At 43.7% G+C, this 16,256-nt stretch carries 9 protein-coding genes and 1 pseudogene; 7 read left to right on the top strand and 3 right to left on the bottom strand.

The features are described 5' to 3' along the window. Positions 1 to 47 precede the first annotated feature (47 nt). The 3 genes from OX890_RS12675 to OX890_RS12685 form a co-directional block, all read right to left on the bottom strand. Complete coding sequence (locus tag OX890_RS12675; RefSeq protein WP_268649334.1) at positions 48 to 806, bottom strand: sulfite exporter TauE/SafE family protein; 759 nt, start codon at positions 804 to 806, stop codon at positions 48 to 50. Between the two features lie 217 nt (positions 807 to 1,023). After that, positions 1,024 to 3,000 (bottom strand): glycoside hydrolase family 97 protein, encoded by a 1,977-nt coding sequence (locus OX890_RS12680; protein WP_268649335.1) that lies wholly within the window; start codon positions 2,998 to 3,000, stop codon positions 1,024 to 1,026. A gap of 96 nt (positions 3,001 to 3,096) precedes the next feature. Beyond that, positions 3,097 to 5,865, bottom strand: coding sequence for a TonB-dependent receptor (locus OX890_RS12685; RefSeq protein WP_071939835.1), 2,769 nt, complete (start codon positions 5,863 to 5,865; stop codon positions 3,097 to 3,099). A 295-nt stretch (positions 5,866 to 6,160) separates the two neighbouring features. Here OX890_RS12685 and OX890_RS12690 point away from each other — a divergent pair, with 295 nt between their 5' ends. From OX890_RS12690 to OX890_RS12720, 7 genes and pseudogenes are all read left to right on the top strand, one after another. Continuing rightward, a complete protein-coding gene (locus OX890_RS12690) occupies positions 6,161 to 9,592 on the top strand; it encodes a LamG-like jellyroll fold domain-containing protein (RefSeq protein WP_268649336.1) in 3,432 nt (1,143 codons plus the stop codon). 126 nt (positions 9,593 to 9,718) lie between these two features. Next, a complete protein-coding gene (locus tag OX890_RS12695) occupies positions 9,719 to 10,468 on the top strand; it encodes an SMP-30/gluconolactonase/LRE family protein (RefSeq protein ID WP_268649337.1) in 750 nt (249 codons plus the stop codon). Positions 10,469 to 10,835: 367 nt separating this feature from the next. Next, positions 10,836 to 11,752: pseudogene (locus OX890_RS12700) on the top strand (IS5 family transposase). Positions 11,753 to 12,260: 508 nt separating this feature from the next. Then, positions 12,261 to 13,334, top strand: coding sequence for a CsgG/HfaB family protein (locus OX890_RS12705; RefSeq protein WP_126491940.1), 1,074 nt, complete (start codon positions 12,261 to 12,263; stop codon positions 13,332 to 13,334). A 192-nt stretch (positions 13,335 to 13,526) separates the two neighbouring features. Then, positions 13,527 to 14,177: a hypothetical protein gene (locus OX890_RS12710; protein ID WP_126491941.1), complete on the top strand. Its 651-nt coding sequence runs from the start codon at positions 13,527 to 13,529 to the stop codon at positions 14,175 to 14,177. Further along, entirely contained in the window at positions 14,177 to 14,998 is an 822-nt protein-coding gene (locus OX890_RS12715; protein WP_126491942.1) for an ETEC_3214 domain-containing protein, read from the top strand. Before OX890_RS12710 ends, OX890_RS12715 begins: the two co-directional genes overlap by 1 nt. Position 14,999: 1 nt before the next feature. Next, positions 15,000 to 16,241, top strand: coding sequence for a transglycosylase SLT domain-containing protein (locus OX890_RS12720; protein ID WP_172599585.1), 1,242 nt, complete (start codon positions 15,000 to 15,002; stop codon positions 16,239 to 16,241). The last annotated feature ends 15 nt before the right edge of the window (positions 16,242 to 16,256 follow it).

Here is a 16,256-nt window from a genome sequence, read left to right on the forward strand (position 1 = left end):
CTCGGCGCTAAGCAGTAACTGATTCAGTTACTGCTTTTTTTATGTCTCTACCACTGGCTAATCGCCTGCCAAATTAATCGAATGGCCAACAGCGTCAGTACAATGCTAAAAGCCATTTGAAAATGTTTATCGGCGACACGTTTCAGCATTTTAAACCCAATCCACGTGCCTACGGTGCCGCTTAACATCATGCACACCAACATCGGCCACCAATTTGCTAGCGACACCCCCATGCCTTCAAACACCACAATTTTAGCCCCGTGCTGCAGTGACATCGCCATGGCAAAGGTTGCGACGGTGCGAAAACGGTCAACTTCCAATTGTTTAATAAACGCCGCAACTAATGGCCCAGTAGCGCCTGCAAATAACGAGATAAACGTGGTTATGGCGCCTGCGGCAAGCGTCCCTAAAGTACCAAGCACCATTTTTGGCAGTTTGGGACCCCAACATGAATAAAGAATAAATGCAGCAATGGTGAGGTACATAACTGATGGTGGCAGCGCCACCAACACAACACTCCCCAATAATGCCCCTAATATTGCACCGGGGAAAAATGCCGCTATAAGTCGCCATTCGATATAGCGCCAGCCTAGAGCAGCACGGCCACCGTTCGAACCCAATTGCACCACGCCATGTAATGGAATAATCAGTTGCGGCGGTAACACTTGTGCCATAACGCCTAAAAGCATAACGCCACCACCAATGCCAAAACTGGCCGTAAAAAAAGAGGTAAATGCGGCGCTTAGGGTGAGTAGGGCAAATATATCGACGGGGATCGCATCAAAGAAAAACCATGAAGAGGGCATAAGTCGTATTCGAAAAATGTGAGGGTGCTAACAGTAGCAAAATCGCCTGAGGCTTTCAAAGCTCATAAGCTGCCACTTAGCACAGCCTTGAGCCATTGGATGAGATGAAAAAATAAAGCGGCTTTGATTTAATCAATCTGAGCCGCTTACGATTATCCATGAGGCTAAATCTATTAAAATACTTCTTTAGAATGTTTGTTTAGCTGAGTGCTTGCGCTTAACTTTTAGGCGTAATGCGAATGATAAACCCATCATTACCCTGAAGTTTAATTTCCGTTTTAGCGGATAAAACCACTTTATGGGTTTGAAAACCCCGCTCGCCATCGCTGACAATCATCTCAATATTGCCACCCATCGTTTGTAAAAAACTGAGATCGAGTGTGATGGTTTTAGCTTCTGCTTCGCCATTAATACCCGCGACAAACCAAGTGTCGCCAGCGCGACGAGCAAACACGGCTAATTTACCGGGATAACCTGCGATAAAGCGGGATTCATCCCAATGAGTCGGCAATTGCTGCATAACGCTTTTAACAAAGGTCGGCACGGTTTTCATTCCTGCCGGTGTCTCAACTATGTGCTGAATGCCACTCACAAACAAAATCGGCAAGGCCAATTCAAAGGCATTGGTCGTTTTACGCTTAATGTTAGGGATATCGTTAAAGGTGGTTGGGGTGAAATCCATGGGATCAAATAGGTTACGAGTAAAAGGTAACATGGCGCTGTGACTCGCTTCCTTATCTGCCGCCTCTTGGAAGAAAGTGATCATTTCAAAGCCCTTTACCGCTTCTGCACTTAATAAGTTAGGGTAAGTTCTGCTCAGGCCTCTTGGCAAAGTCGTGCCATGAAAATTAACTAATAACTCATACTTAGCCGCATTGTTGAGAATGTCGTGATAGTAGGCAATCATGGATTGACCGTCACCGGCAAAGAAATCAATTTTCACACCTTTAACACCCAAATTGTGTAACTTAGCAAACTCCTGTTGGCGAGTCTCGGCGGTCAGTAATCGACTTTTAGGGCTGTATTTCGTGGTATTCCAATCACCTGATGAATTGTACCAAACCCAAATACCGACATTTTTACCACCTGCATAATCAACAAGCTGCTTGAGCTTGTCGTCACCAATCTTTTGATCCCAATCTGCATCAATGAGTGTGTATTGCCAGTGCATGTCCGCGGCATGATCGATAAATTGCTGCTGTACGGAATAAACAGTGGCGTCATCTTTCAATAATCCCCAGCTCCAAGAAGCTATCCCAGGCTTGATAAAACGAGTGTCCATTGCTGAAGGTTCAGCGAGATCTGTTCCCAATGTGGAATCAGCTATGGTCGCAAGAGAGCCAATGGCAATCACGCGCCACGGAGTCTGCAAAGGTAAGGTGCCGTGGCTCAACAGTGCTTTGCCAGTAAACACCTCGGCAGCCATAGGTAAACCTATGGCATATTCACCTTTGGGAGAGCGAGCTTGCAGACGCGAGGCGTGATCATTTGCCGTCACGCCAGCTTCTGTAATCGCCATCCAAGTGTTATCCGTCTTATTGCTTATCTTAAACAGTGCAGGGAAAACCCTGCCCGCTGGTGAGGGGGACGGCTGATCGACAGGGATATCCATTTGATAATGTTCTTCATAGGATGGGTTGGTATGCTCCCAACCCGTTTGCGCCTCGGCAATCGGTTGCAGCCAAGCACGGCTCTGCTGCGGCAAATTAAAACGAGTATATTCCTCGACCACACTCACGGGTTTTGGCGATTGCTTGTCGATGCGTTTATCTTCAAGCGCGCGATAGCGAAATGCCACGCCATCGTTTGAGACTCTAAAGGTGATTTCCAACTGCTGCATTTTGTCATTGGTGAGCACAAACTGTTGTTGATTCGCACTATAGTCAACTTGGCTTTGCTTGCCGCTGTAGAGCTGATAATGTTCATTAATTTGTGTGATATCACTGGGTTTTATCGAGCGAATATTATTTAAAAACTGCCTGTCTGAAAGCGCTAAACCTAATCCTGAAGCCAGTAACACGGGCTGTCTATCTTGGGATATTTGATATTGTGCTTGATCGTGCGCATCGATAAAAAGCGCGACACTGATGCGCCTATCGGGACTGACTAACGCGCTATTAGCGGCCACGGCGTCGATAGTGAAAGTAGCCGTCAATGCACAACAAAGCATGCCACTCAAAATAACCTTACGCATATAAACTCCTTTTGTGGTTCATCATGTGGATGACCAAAAGAAAAAGCTAATCAATTGATTAGCTTTTTGATTTCTTTCACGGCTGAAGCATCAGGCTTAGAAAGAGTAACGCGTACCAATCGCAAAGGTGCGGCTATACAAAGATGAACCACTATTATACAAGTTAAAGTCAGTATAAGCAGAGTGGAACTCTTCACCGGTTAAGTTAGTGGCATCGAAGGTCAGTACCCAATCAGGGGTAACATCCCAGCTAAATTGAAAGTCCATGTTCGCTTCTGAGTCGCTGTAAATCCCCGTTGGCATTGAACAGCAGAAGTTATAACCCGTTAGGAACTTATCACGATATACATAGGACAAGCGTGCAGAGTAACCTTCTTTCTCATAGGCTAATACCACGCTGTATGAGTTTTTAGAGACACCGACTAACGGCTTAGTTTCATAACCAATAAGCTCGCCCGCACCGCCATCAGTATCAGCGGCAAAGATAGGATCTTTGGTTTTACCATCTATGTAGGTGTAACTAGTTTGTATACCAATACCTTGCAACCAATTAGGCAGTTCATCTGGGAAGTAGGTAAATCCCAGTTCTAAACCATCTAAGCTACCTTTACCTGCGTTGGATGGTTGTGTGAGTACATATTTTGCGTTGTAATCTGGATTTGGATTGTCAGTCACTTCGATGTTGCGACTCGTGGTGTAGACAAAACCATCGACTTCACGCTTAAACAGCACGCCATATAAGCTACTACTTGGTGCAAAATAATATTCTAATGATAGATCGTAGTTCTGCGATTCAACCGGTTTTAAATCTGGATTACCGCTCGATGCATAACCAAATTCAGCCTCAGTACCGGCATTAGGAGGTGTCAGTGTCATGGTAGGGTTTAAGTCACCAAAAGCAGGACGACTTATTGTTTTACCGTAGGATAAGCGCAATAACAGATCATCAGTTAGGTAGTAGCGCGCCATAAAGCTTGGCAGCACATCGGTTGCATCGGTTGATTGCGTTACTTTACTCGCCGCTGATTCATTAAAGGCCAGATCAGTACTGCTGTTCACCACACGCACGCCTATCTGACCATCTAAAGGTAAACCAAAGAGTTCGGTGCTGTAGTTCGTTTGCAGATAGGCCGCCATGGTTTGTTCTTCAATGTCAAAAGAGCGCGAATCTAAATAACCACCGCCGTTGACTGCCAAGCCATAGTATTCACGCATTTGTCCTACATTATCCAATAGATAGCCGCCGTCAGCAGACAACCAGTTGCTTGGCACATAGGCTTGACCGTCATAGAAGCCGGATTCCGACGTCGTTGGTAAGCCTGCAATATCCGTTAAACGACAAGTTGCGCCATTGATGGAGCAGCTACCACTGCTTTGATCTTTCGATTTAGATTTGGCGGTTCGTTTATCATAACGCACACCAAAATCGATCGTGTCAAATAGACCCGCTTCAATGGCATAGTCACCATCTAAGTTCCACGAAATCGCATCACCTTCATCTTTTCCGCTAGTGTCGAACAAGCTGCCCATATTGAAGTCGGCGGCGTTGGTCAAACTACCTTCATCAATATCAGTCGTGCTTGGGTCATCTAAATATGCAAAAGCAGGGTTACCTGTGCCATTGTAATTAAAATCTACGGCTAACTGATCGCGTACTGCGTTGGTTTGCATGGCCACAAAAGAGCGAGTGAATTTACTGGTTTGGTAATTGATTTCGGATCGTAATCTTAAGTCGTCACCAATATCCCATTTACCCCCTAATGCATAAACATAGCTATCAGTCTCGCCCGTAGAACCATCACCGCTGGTAAACAAGGCAGCGTTATTGATGTAGTTCTTCTTCACCACATTAGTATTATCGTAGAACTCTGGGTTTCTGAAATGACTGTTACCATTAACAAATGAAAACAGCAGCGAGTTAAAATCTTCATTGCGATAACCGTTATAGAAAGCTTCGAAGAGATACTCTGACGTGGCATTAGGCTGCCATTGCAGTGATAAGTTAACGGCAGGACGCTTGCGGGTACCAGTATAGTCGGTCAAGCCCATCGCATCACGAAGCAACACATACTCAGTATCAACCCCATTAACATTGAGCGTTGAACCTGGCGTTGTGGACAATTCTTCACCACGCGTCACAAATGCAGCGTTAATCCGCTCAAAATTATCGGCACGGTAGGGATCAGATGAGCCAACCCAAATGTTTTGATCGCGATAATTACTCTCAGCATAAGAAGCGTTGATTAAGGCGCCAAATTCACCTGCGCCTGTATCCCAACGGTCACTGGCAAGAATACTGAAATTAGGGTCAACTTTTTCGGTTGCATCACTGTAGATACCACGGGCGGCAACGACAATCTTCTCCCCAGAGAAGTTGAAGGGCCGCTGGGTTTTAATATCAATTTGGCCCGCGATGCCGCCTTCAATCAGGTTGGCAGAACGCGTTTTATACACGTCAACACTGTTCAGTAGCGAGGCTGGAATATCCGCTAATGCCACAGAGCGCCCTGTAGAAGTAAAAATTTGACGACCGTTAATCGTGGTTGAAACATCGCCTAAACCACGGATAGTGACTCCACTCACTTCTCCGCCGCCTCGACCAGTCACTTGCACGCCTGTGACCCTTTGCAGAGCCTCAACCACGTTATTATCGGGAAACTTACCAATATCTTCCGCAATGATGGAATCAACAATTTGAACGTTCTGTCGCTTCAGCTCGATAGCCTTCGTTAACGAATCACGAATGCCAGTAACCTGAATCACTTCTATCTCATCAACTTTTTTTTCTTCTTCTGCATAAGCGTTTTGGCACATCAAAGATATTGATGAAGCTATCGCTATGCTGAGCAGTGAACGTGTAAACATGAAAGAGCTCCCCAAGTGCAGTTATTTCATAAGTTTGTTTAATTTTTGGTAGATATTTTGTTATGTTAATTATAATGATGCTATTGTATGACTAATAACCTGTCAACACATAATTTGTCAGTATCTTGTTAAAAGATATCTTTGCTGTTTACAAATATACTATTGTATGATGAATTGTGGTTGTCGTGATCATCTCCCATAGGGCATGGGTTAAAAGTGATCAACCTAAAAACATAGAACTCTTTAAAAGCACTTTAAAATTAAGTACATGAATATTAATGGGGGAGATGGCTATATGAAATTGAGTAAATTGATGCTTGCTATGACGGGGATCATAGTTCTTGGGGGATGTGGCGGCGATGGGGATTCTGGTTCATTACCTCCCAATATGGTTCCAGAGAACCAACAATTACCGGATCCGACAATCAAGCAGGAAATGTTAGATTTTAATGATCTTGCAGTGCATGATCCGTCAATCATTAAAGCAGACGATACCTATTACGTTTTTGGTTCACATTTAGCTGCGGCTAAATCAACGGATCTGATGAACTGGCAATATTTGACTCGCATTGAGCCAGTACTTGATGCCAATGGCGAACCGGTTCTCGATGATGATAATAATCCTGTCACCATCACACGCATTGCAAATGCACCCACAGATCAAAATCCATTATTTAATACAGTTTCGAGCGAAATGGCGGCCGCTTTTAAATGGACTGGCGATAAAGTTCAAGGCTCGTGGGCGCCGGATGTTATCAAGCTTAAAGATGGAAAGTATTATTTCTATTACGATTTTTGTAATAATCCAGATGACCCTGTCTATCCAACACCTGTGTGTAATGCCCCACGATCTTTTATCGGCGTTGCCGTAGCTGACGCGATAGAAGGCCCATATGTCGATAAAGGTGTATTTTTGCGCTCAGGCTTAACGGCGGATGAGATTACTCAAGGTTTAGGACCTGATGGTGTAACCGCCTATAACGGTGGCACTATGCCAAATACCATTGACCCCGCTGTTTTCTATGACAAAGATGGACAACTGTGGATGACCTATGGATCTTACTTCGGTGGGATCTGGATCTTAAAAATAGATGAGACCACAGCAAAGCCATTCCCAAATCAAGGCTATGGTAAGCGGCTAACCGGTGGTGAGTTTGCGGCTAATGAAGGCTCATATATTCTCTATAGCCCTGATGCTAACTATTACTATTTATTTACTTCTATTGGTGGCTTTGCGGCCAATGGTGGTTATAACATTCGGGTTTCCCGCTCAGAAAATCCTGACGGACCTTATGTCGATGCCAGTGGTTTTGACATGACTCAAGTTTATAAAAATCCTGAAGAACATGGCAATAAGATACTCGGTGGCTTCGAATTTGTTGCAGAGAAAGGCGATACGGGAAGCACTCAGGGTTATTTATCACCAGGCCATAACTCAGCCTATTTTGATAAAAATACAGGTAAATATTTCCTCGTTACCCATACTCGTTTCCCTAACCGCGATGAGCAACACTCTGTACGTGTTCATGAGATGTTTATCAATGCCGATGGTTGGTTAGTGGTATCACCACATCGTTATGCGCCAATTGACGGTGATAATGTTGTCGATGCACTCGATCTCGTCGGTGACTATCGCTTTATTAATTTTGAAAAAGATACCAACACTTCACCAAAAACATCCGTTTACCTCACACTGACCGAGAGTCGTCTTGTGAAAGGGGAAGTCACGGGTAAATATCGTTTATACGATAACGAACCGAACAGAATCACGTTAACCCTTGATAATTTGGGTACATTCGAAGGTACTCTCGCATGGCAGTGGGATGAGACCTTCGCTAAATTGGTACCCACCTTCAGCGCATTGTCGAATGAAGGCGTCTCAGTTTGGGGCTCAAAACTGCTCGATAAGACCTCAGAACAACTATTAACCGACATAGGCAACAGCATAGATGTTGTCAGTGAAGCGACGGGTGGTGTGATTGCGCTACCAACGCGCGGTACACGCGGTGCGACAATAGAGTGGACATCAAGTGATGCTACTGTGATCCACCCCGACGGCACTGTGGTTCGCCCCAATGTAGGGGAAGGTGACAAGGTAGTAACTTTGACCGCCACTATTATGGTTAACGGTAAAAAAGTCACGAAGACGTATCAAGTGACTGTGTTTGCGAGAAAAACCTATAACCGTATCGCGCAGTACAGTTTCGAGAACAACCTGACAGACTCATTAGGGCTGTTTGCAGCTGGTCAACCTACGGGTGATAGAATATTTAAAGCAGCTGATTCAGTTAGTTACAGCATGGGACTTGAAGGGGAAGCACTGGCACTCGATGGCACCCACGGCGTGTTACTGCCTACAGGGATCATTTCAAGCTATGAGTACACTGTCTCATTCTGGGCCAATCCGACAGTCATCACTGGGTTTTCAACGGCATTTTTTGGTGCAGTCAATGAGGAAACCGCAGCCGATGGCGGTAAGTTCTCTAACACTTGGATCAGCATGCTGCCCCAAGGCTGGGATGGCAATACCATGTTTTGGAGTAACGGCAGTGCCTGGTTTGATGGCGTTACCGGTGAGCGCATACCTGAAAATACTTGGTCACATGTCGCGTTTTCGGTGAGCAATGGGCTGGTACGTGTCTTTATCAACGGTGTTGAAAAATTCAGTCGCGGCAATCTCAGCGATTATTTCAGCGGCCAACAGGGCGTCTTTGGGCTTGGGGTTAACTACTGGGATCTGCCCTATAATGGTTTGATTGATGAACTTAAGGTATATGAAGCGGCATTGACTGCAGGTGAAGTCAAAGCTTTGGATATTGATAAATTGCCAGACAGCGAATTACTAGCATCTGCAGTGGATATCCTCGACTTAGGCGATTTATCCTCAGTACGTGAAAATTTGCATTTGCCTGTCACGGGTCCTTATGCAGCAGCAATAACTTGGGTATCTTCAGATCCGACTATCATAGATACCACAGGTGGCGTGACTCAGCCAGGTCGTGAGGACACTGATAAAGTGGTGACCTTGACGGCAACCATAAAGCTTGGACAAGCCACTCAAACCAAAGTGTTCACAGCAAATGTGAAGTCAATGGCGCCACCAACACCTGTAGCTGTCTATAGCTTTGAAGATAACCTAACGGACAGCACTGCTCACTTTAGTGCTGGCACTGTGGTGGGTAACTTAATTGGTACAACTGGTGGAACCATTACTTACACTGATGGCGCTGTGGGCAAAGCGGCAGTATTTGACGGAAAATCGGGTATTGAACTGCCAAACAACCTGATCAAAGACAATAGCTATTCAGTCTCTTTGTGGCTGAATCCTAAAGTCTTGAACAAATACACCAGTGCGCTCTTTAGTTATGCCAGTGCTTCAAGCTGGACCAGCGTATTACCTGGCGGACAAAACGACTATGAACATGCGGTATTATGGTCTGGTGAAGCTTGGTATGACGGTAGAACCGGCTTTACTATGCCAAAAGAGACTTGGTCACACATGGTGTACACGGTTAATGGTGGGGATGTGAAGGTCTACATCAATGGTAACTTACTGTTTACTGGCGCCAACTTCCCGAACGTTTTCTCTGTACCCACCACAAAGTTTGCGGTCGGCGTTAACTTCTGGGATACACCTTTCACCGGTTCAGTCGATGAAATCAAGTTCTATGACGAAGCGATAACCGAGCAAGACGTGCAAGATCTGTTTGGCGAGTCCAATCAATAGGCGTAAGCAACACCCAAGCTATTGACGTTCATCACGAAAGCATCCGAAAGGGTGCTTTTTATTTACAATATTTACACAGTTCTTACTTCTCATTCTCTTGGTAGCATTGCTATAAACGTTTATTTGTTGAAAGATAATACCTCACCCCAAATGAGTGATTTTATGAACAATATTGTTGGTGTTGGCAAATTACTGATGACCATTCCCGTAGGAAATATTCTAGGGGAAGGCGTGCTTTGGGATGATAAAACCCAATCCATTTGGTGGACTGATATTGAAGCTGCTGAGATATTCAATTATTCAATTACGACTCAAAGTCTTCGAACCATTACCATGCCGTACCGAGTAGGTTCATTTGGTCTGACGCAAAACGCAGAACAACTCATTGTCGCGTTTGATCGTGGTATAGCTTTATACCATTTAAAAACTAGAGAAGTACAATGGCTTGCAACGCCAGAATCACACCTAACGAATAATAGATTTAACGACGGCCGAGTCGACAGGCAAGGGCGCTTCTGGGCCGGCACTATGGTTGAATCTATGGTCGAAAATGGCCCTTATCCAAGTAGTTATGCGGCACTTTACTGCGTAGGTCATCAAGGCCAATGCTTAAAAGTGTGCGAGAACATCAGCATTTCAAATGGACTCTGCTGGAGTCCAGATGGACTGACTATGTACCATGCCGACTCACCAACACATGAAATATTTCAATATGATTTTGATCCAAACACGGCATCAGTCAGCAATAAGCGTTCATTTGTCACAACAGAACAAATGATTTTCCCTGATGGTTCTGAAGTCGATGCCGCTGGATATATTTGGAACGCTCAATGGGGTGAGCGTTATGCAAAACTACCTTTGTTGAATAGAAAATAAAAAGACTTGAAATATTCCAAACGCCCTTAATTGGGCGTTTTTTGCACAGTAGACTGGCTAGATCTAGATGAGCCGATCCGGCTTGAAAATTATCTTTTTTAAGGATAACTATAAAATACTTTGCTAGACGCTATCAGGGTGGCAGTGTTATGGAGGTTAAGCTTCTTATTATCCCACACCGTAATAAATTACTAACAGTCGTAAAATTCAACTTTCTACCTTATATAGTCTGCATACAGGAGCAATTAGTATGCTCAAAATAGAGGTATCTCAAGGGCCAGGGCGGGATTAAGCTTTGTTGAACAAATCCGTGAACTAATTGGCGTTGCCGTGATCAGATCCCCTGACTCACCTTCTGGACGGCAACATGGGCAAATCAATACGTAAAATCGTTAATTGGAAGCAATACAACCAAGCGTTAGTGAGCCGTGGCTCGCTCACCTTCTGGGTGGATGAAGCTGCAGTAAAAGCGTGGTACTGCCATGAACATCATGGCGGGCGTGGTCGCGGGTTTAGCTATAGTGATGTGGCGATTGAACCCGCGTTGATGGTCAAAGGCATCTTTAATTTATCGTTGCGTGCGCTAGAAGGCTTTCTCAACTCTTTGTTTACGTTGATGAGTATGCCACTTAAATCCCCCGATTACACTTCTATCAGTAAACGCGCTAAGACAATCAATATCAAGTACCGCAACCCCAGTCGTGGCTCAATAAGGCATGTGGTTGTCGATGCCACGGGCCTGAAAGTGTTTGGTGAAGGGGAATGGAAAACCCGTAAGCATGGCAGCGAAAAACGCCGCGCATGGCGCAAGTTGCACTTAGCCATAGATACAAGTACTCACGAAGTCGTTGCAGCTGAAGTCAGTCTTGTGTCAGTAGGCGATAATGAAGTACTACCGACTTTGCTCAATCCTTTACGGCGAAAGATAATGCAGATAACGGCAGATGGGGCTTATGATACAAAGGGTTGTTATCAATTACTGCGACGTAAAGGCTGCAAAGCTACCATCCCACCACGCTCAAATGCGGGGTTATGGGAAAAGGGGCATCCACGCAATGAAACGGTAGAAGCACTGAAAACGGGTCAGCTGAAACAATGGAAAATCGATAACGGCTATCACCAGCGCTCTCTAGCAGAGCCGCCATGGGCCGATATAAACAGTTGAATAGTCCAATGCTGAGTTTACGTAATTACAATGGGCAAGTCGCAGAGGCATTGGCTGGTGTGAAGGCGATGAACAAAGTCATTAGATTGGGTATGGCTGTTCGCCAGCAAGTTGCTTAATCGGCCAAAAGTCTTGGAACGATTACGTTCTATGAAATGATTTAATCAACAACGCCGGTGACTAGCTTAGGTGGGTATAAACCCGTTGGCTTAACCAGATCTGAGGTAAAAGTAAGTAACACCAACCGAGTACAGGATTTTAGCAATCGTTCCTCATCATTTAGTTGCTGAAATCAAACAGGATGAGTTTAACTTTTTAAGCAGTAAAGCTAGTCTCATCGGGCAATTTTCTCGGAACAGAAAGTGGCCTTTTTTAAATTGTTGCAATTTAGTATATAGGTTGGTTCTTGGCTTAATAAAAAGTTTTTTGGGAACCAGATCTCTTTTTGGTATGTTAGAAGCTTGTGTCGACATTTGTGTTGTGTAACACTATGATAATGTGGTTTTTATTGCTTAATTATATTTAATCACTTTAAAGCATTTCCTCCATCACACTCAAGTGTCACGGTAATCCTTAATATATTACTGGGAAGGAAGCTATAAATTGTTAATAGAAAAGGACATCATAATGAGAAAAGGAATTATTTCCTCTGGCCTAATTTGCACTGCATTTTTACTTTCAGGTTGCGTTGTTACCGACAAGCTTAATAGTGGATTAAAGGTGCTGAGCAATGCTTTTAGTACACCTACCATAGAAGTTTCCCAGTTAAAGCCTGCGCGTGTATCTAGCACAGAAAAAATGAATCGAATTGCTGTAATTCATGACAGAAGCGGTTCAGGGAGCTTCCTTGAATCTAACCTTTCAGGGGCTAAGTATAATAATGCTGCTTATTTCACCTTAGTAGAACGTTCTGCTATTGATGCTATTTTGAAAGAGCAAAAAATGACTGATGGCTTGTTAACTGACTCGGCGACGCGCGTTAAGTTAGGCAAATTAACGGGCGCCGATACCTTAATTAGCGCGACCATGTCTTCGAAGGTTGATTCCAGTAGTTACTCAGAAGAACGCACAGAATGTGTCGAGAAAGGCAGTAACTTTCTTAAATGTAAAAAGAGTCGAAAAGTCACGGTAAGGTGTACAACAAAAGTGGCTATTGCTTCTTTAAGGCCAAAAGCTGTGTCTATTGAATCTGGGCAGATTATTTTCTCAAAAAATTATAGCCAAAAAGCTAAAAGCAGCGTTTGTAGCGATTCAGAAAGCGCCCATCCTTCAAATACAGAATTGGAAGGTCGTGCTTTTAGCCAAATAGCCACTGAACTTAAGTATGATGTAGCCCCTTATTTACTTCATACCAATGTCGATCTTATGGAAGGCCTTAGTTCTAAGGTGCCTGATGATGCAGAAAAAATGTTTGAGATGGGAATAGATTTTGTTAATGAAAAGCTCTATAAAAATGGCTGTACTATGTTCTCTAAAGCCCAAAGCAAATACTCTGACTCCTTGACCATTACCTATAACAATGCCGTTTGTGCTGAGTTTTCTGCAGATGTCGAAATGGCAGAAGCCTTATACGGTAAAGCCATGATGATGACCGATGAAATAGATAAACTTAAATTGATTATCGAAGGTCAAGAGCGTATTTCATCACGCGTACAAGACATGCAAAAGTTAAGTTCTTTAAGCGACCGCGGACACTTTTAATTGCTAGTTTCTCACTCAAACAAAGCAGGCTTTGCATTGACCATGCTGTTTTTATGCAGCATGGTTTCGCTTAACGCCTCAGCTTGCAGTTGTGCTAGCTATTATGATGAGCGTCCAGCTCCTTCTTGGGTTTATGCCCAAGCGGCAAATGCGCATGCTATACATGCATCTGGCGCTTCTATGTGTACCGGGATGAAGCATATTGATGAGCGCAGGGCCGATACTGATGGCCGAGGCGCTTTATCAAAAATACTTGGCACCCAGGTTCAAACCACTGAAACAACAAAATTAACCGTTCGCAATCAAACGTCATTGTCTGGTTTCCAGTCATTATCTTTATTGCAAAGCAAACAACTGCTAAAAAATGCCACGGTTTTTGATCGTTGGGTAGATGCTGAAAACTGCATTGTGTATTCGGCGATGAAAGTGTCTTTTACCGATATTGAAGCGGCTAAAGCGGCTGAAGAATCTGAAAAGCAGGGCAAGCTATTAGCAAAAAACGCCTGCGTGCTTGCTAAGGGCTCTAATGCTAATTTATCGTCAAAAAGCTTAACAGCGCTACTTACTCAGCAAGGGTTTATCATTAATTCAGCAAAAAAATGTCAGATACAATACCGAATAACCACAGATATTGTGGATACGGGCAATGACTTTGTTAAGAGCCAAACTCAAGTTGTTGTGGGTCATGGCAGCGACTTACTTTGGCAAAAAACCTACCCTGGGAAATCCTTAAGCTTTAATCGAACCAGTCGTTCGGAACTGGTTAAAGCAGCGTTATGGGACAGTTTAGATCAGTTTCAATCTGATTTAGCAGAATTAAAAAACATCAAGGTTGATGATTAATGAAAGGCTTAATGGACTTTATATTGCAGGTGGCTACCGGCAATAATTTGCACAAAGATGAGTCAGATGCGCAATCATCGGGGTGGTTTTCTGGGGTTATACGTTTCATTGTATTCTGTGCTTTTTTACTTATGGGGCTGGGGAATTGGTCCGATAGCAAACAGTTATTAACTGAAGCCTATCAAGGTTTTATTACTAACTTTACCCATAGAATAGAAGATAAAACCATCGCTAACATTCATATTGGCAATTACCTTAACTATATAGAAAAATCATTGGGAATACCCCAAGTTATCAAGGTTTCCGAGCGTCAAAATGGCCTTGAATATCGTTACTACAAGAAGAATAAATATTTGTTGGTCTTGATAGCTCAAGAGCAACGTATCGCCGCCATGATGCTGCATACCTTGCCCACGGAGGATGCATTTCTTGATCGCTTTAATCCCAGCATTCCTTTTACTGAGCATAGGCTTATTAGCAGTAGCATAGCTGAGGCCATAGGCAGCAGTAATGAGTTCTTTTTTGATAATCACAATTTAGCTTATTTTATGAAATCGAAGCAAATGAGCGCCAAAGGGATGGGGCATTATTTGATTGTAGGCGCGACTGAGTACCAAGAGCCTAAGGTGACGATGAAAGACAAGTTAGATGAGCTGGAAGAAGCGAGCATGTTAGAAGAGCAACAAGACATTGCTAAACTAACCACTGACTTAAGTCAGCAGCAAAGCAGTTTTTTTGCGATCTCTGAAGTATCTCCTGTGATCGTCGCTGATGCACTGCTGACTCAATATGAGTTTAATGCTTATTTTAAGGGAAAATAAAATGCGCGTTTTAATAGCAACTACGGCGTTATTGATAAGTGCTCAGCTAGGAGCTGCTGATGACTTTACCGCATTTAAAGCGGCGCAGACAAGCGAGTTTGAAGATTTTTCAGCAAGTTATGTGAATGAATATGAAGCTTTTAGGCGTGAGTACTTGGCTGAGTTTGATAAGTATACCCAATCATTAATGACTGACTGGGCCGACCCAAAGCAGACATCTATGGATGAGCGTATCGTTTATACCGTGGACCGTCAGGCAAGAATTCGCATCGATGACGTTAAAAAGACCTTGAAAATTGAGCAATTAGATAAACAGCGAGCGGCTAAAACCACAGTTAAACACTTGCTTGATGATCCCAATACCAGCAAGGAATTATCCAGTATTGATAACGCTGAAGCATTATTAGTTGAGCAAATGGAAACGGGGCAATCTGAGGTGGTAACTCAAACAACGCTAGCCAAACATAGGGCTGATATTGTCGATGCTATGCTAACTCAACAACAGCAGACTTTGTCATCGCTAAGCCGTGATGAAGCCGTGGGTGAGGCTGATATTCTTGCTGCAAAGGCTAAGCTGACATTAGAGACAGAGCAGCGCATTAAACAGGTCGATGAGAAAATAGCGCAAATAGCTAAGACGGATCCTAAATACAAGAATATTCGCATTAACCAGATATCGCTGCCCAATAATTATCTGTCAAATCGGGTGAAACCTTTTATGCAAGATTACCAGACTCAAGCGAGCCTGCTGTCCATGGATTTGTCGTTATTGCTGGCAATATCCCATGCAGAATCTGCTTTTGATCCCCAGGCTCAATCTCATATTCCAGCTTTCGGCTTAATGCAAATTGTACCTAGCTCCGCGGGGAAAGATGTTGCTAAAAAATTACTGAAACGCAAGAAGGCCCCCTCAGCAGACGAGCTATTTGATCCTAAAACCAACATTGAATTCGGTTCAGGCTATTTATGGATTTTAAATAATCGTTACCTTAAAGGGATTGATGATCCCTTAAGCCGTAAGTATTGCGTTATAGCGGCTTACAATACTGGCGCTGGCAATGTCGCTCGGGCATTTAACGGCGGTAAAAATAGATCAATTAAAGCGGCGTACAAGCACATTAATACACTCACATCGGAACAGGTTTATAAGCAATTAAAGGTTAACCTGCCTTACACTGAAACCCGTAAATATTTATTGAAAGTGACTCAATTAGAGCAACAGTATCAAACAAATATCAATTAATGGATTTAACAGAAT

The sequence above is a fragment of the Shewanella sp. DAU305 genome (assembly GCF_026802235.1).
GTDB lineage: Bacteria > Pseudomonadota > Gammaproteobacteria > Enterobacterales > Shewanellaceae > Shewanella > Shewanella baltica.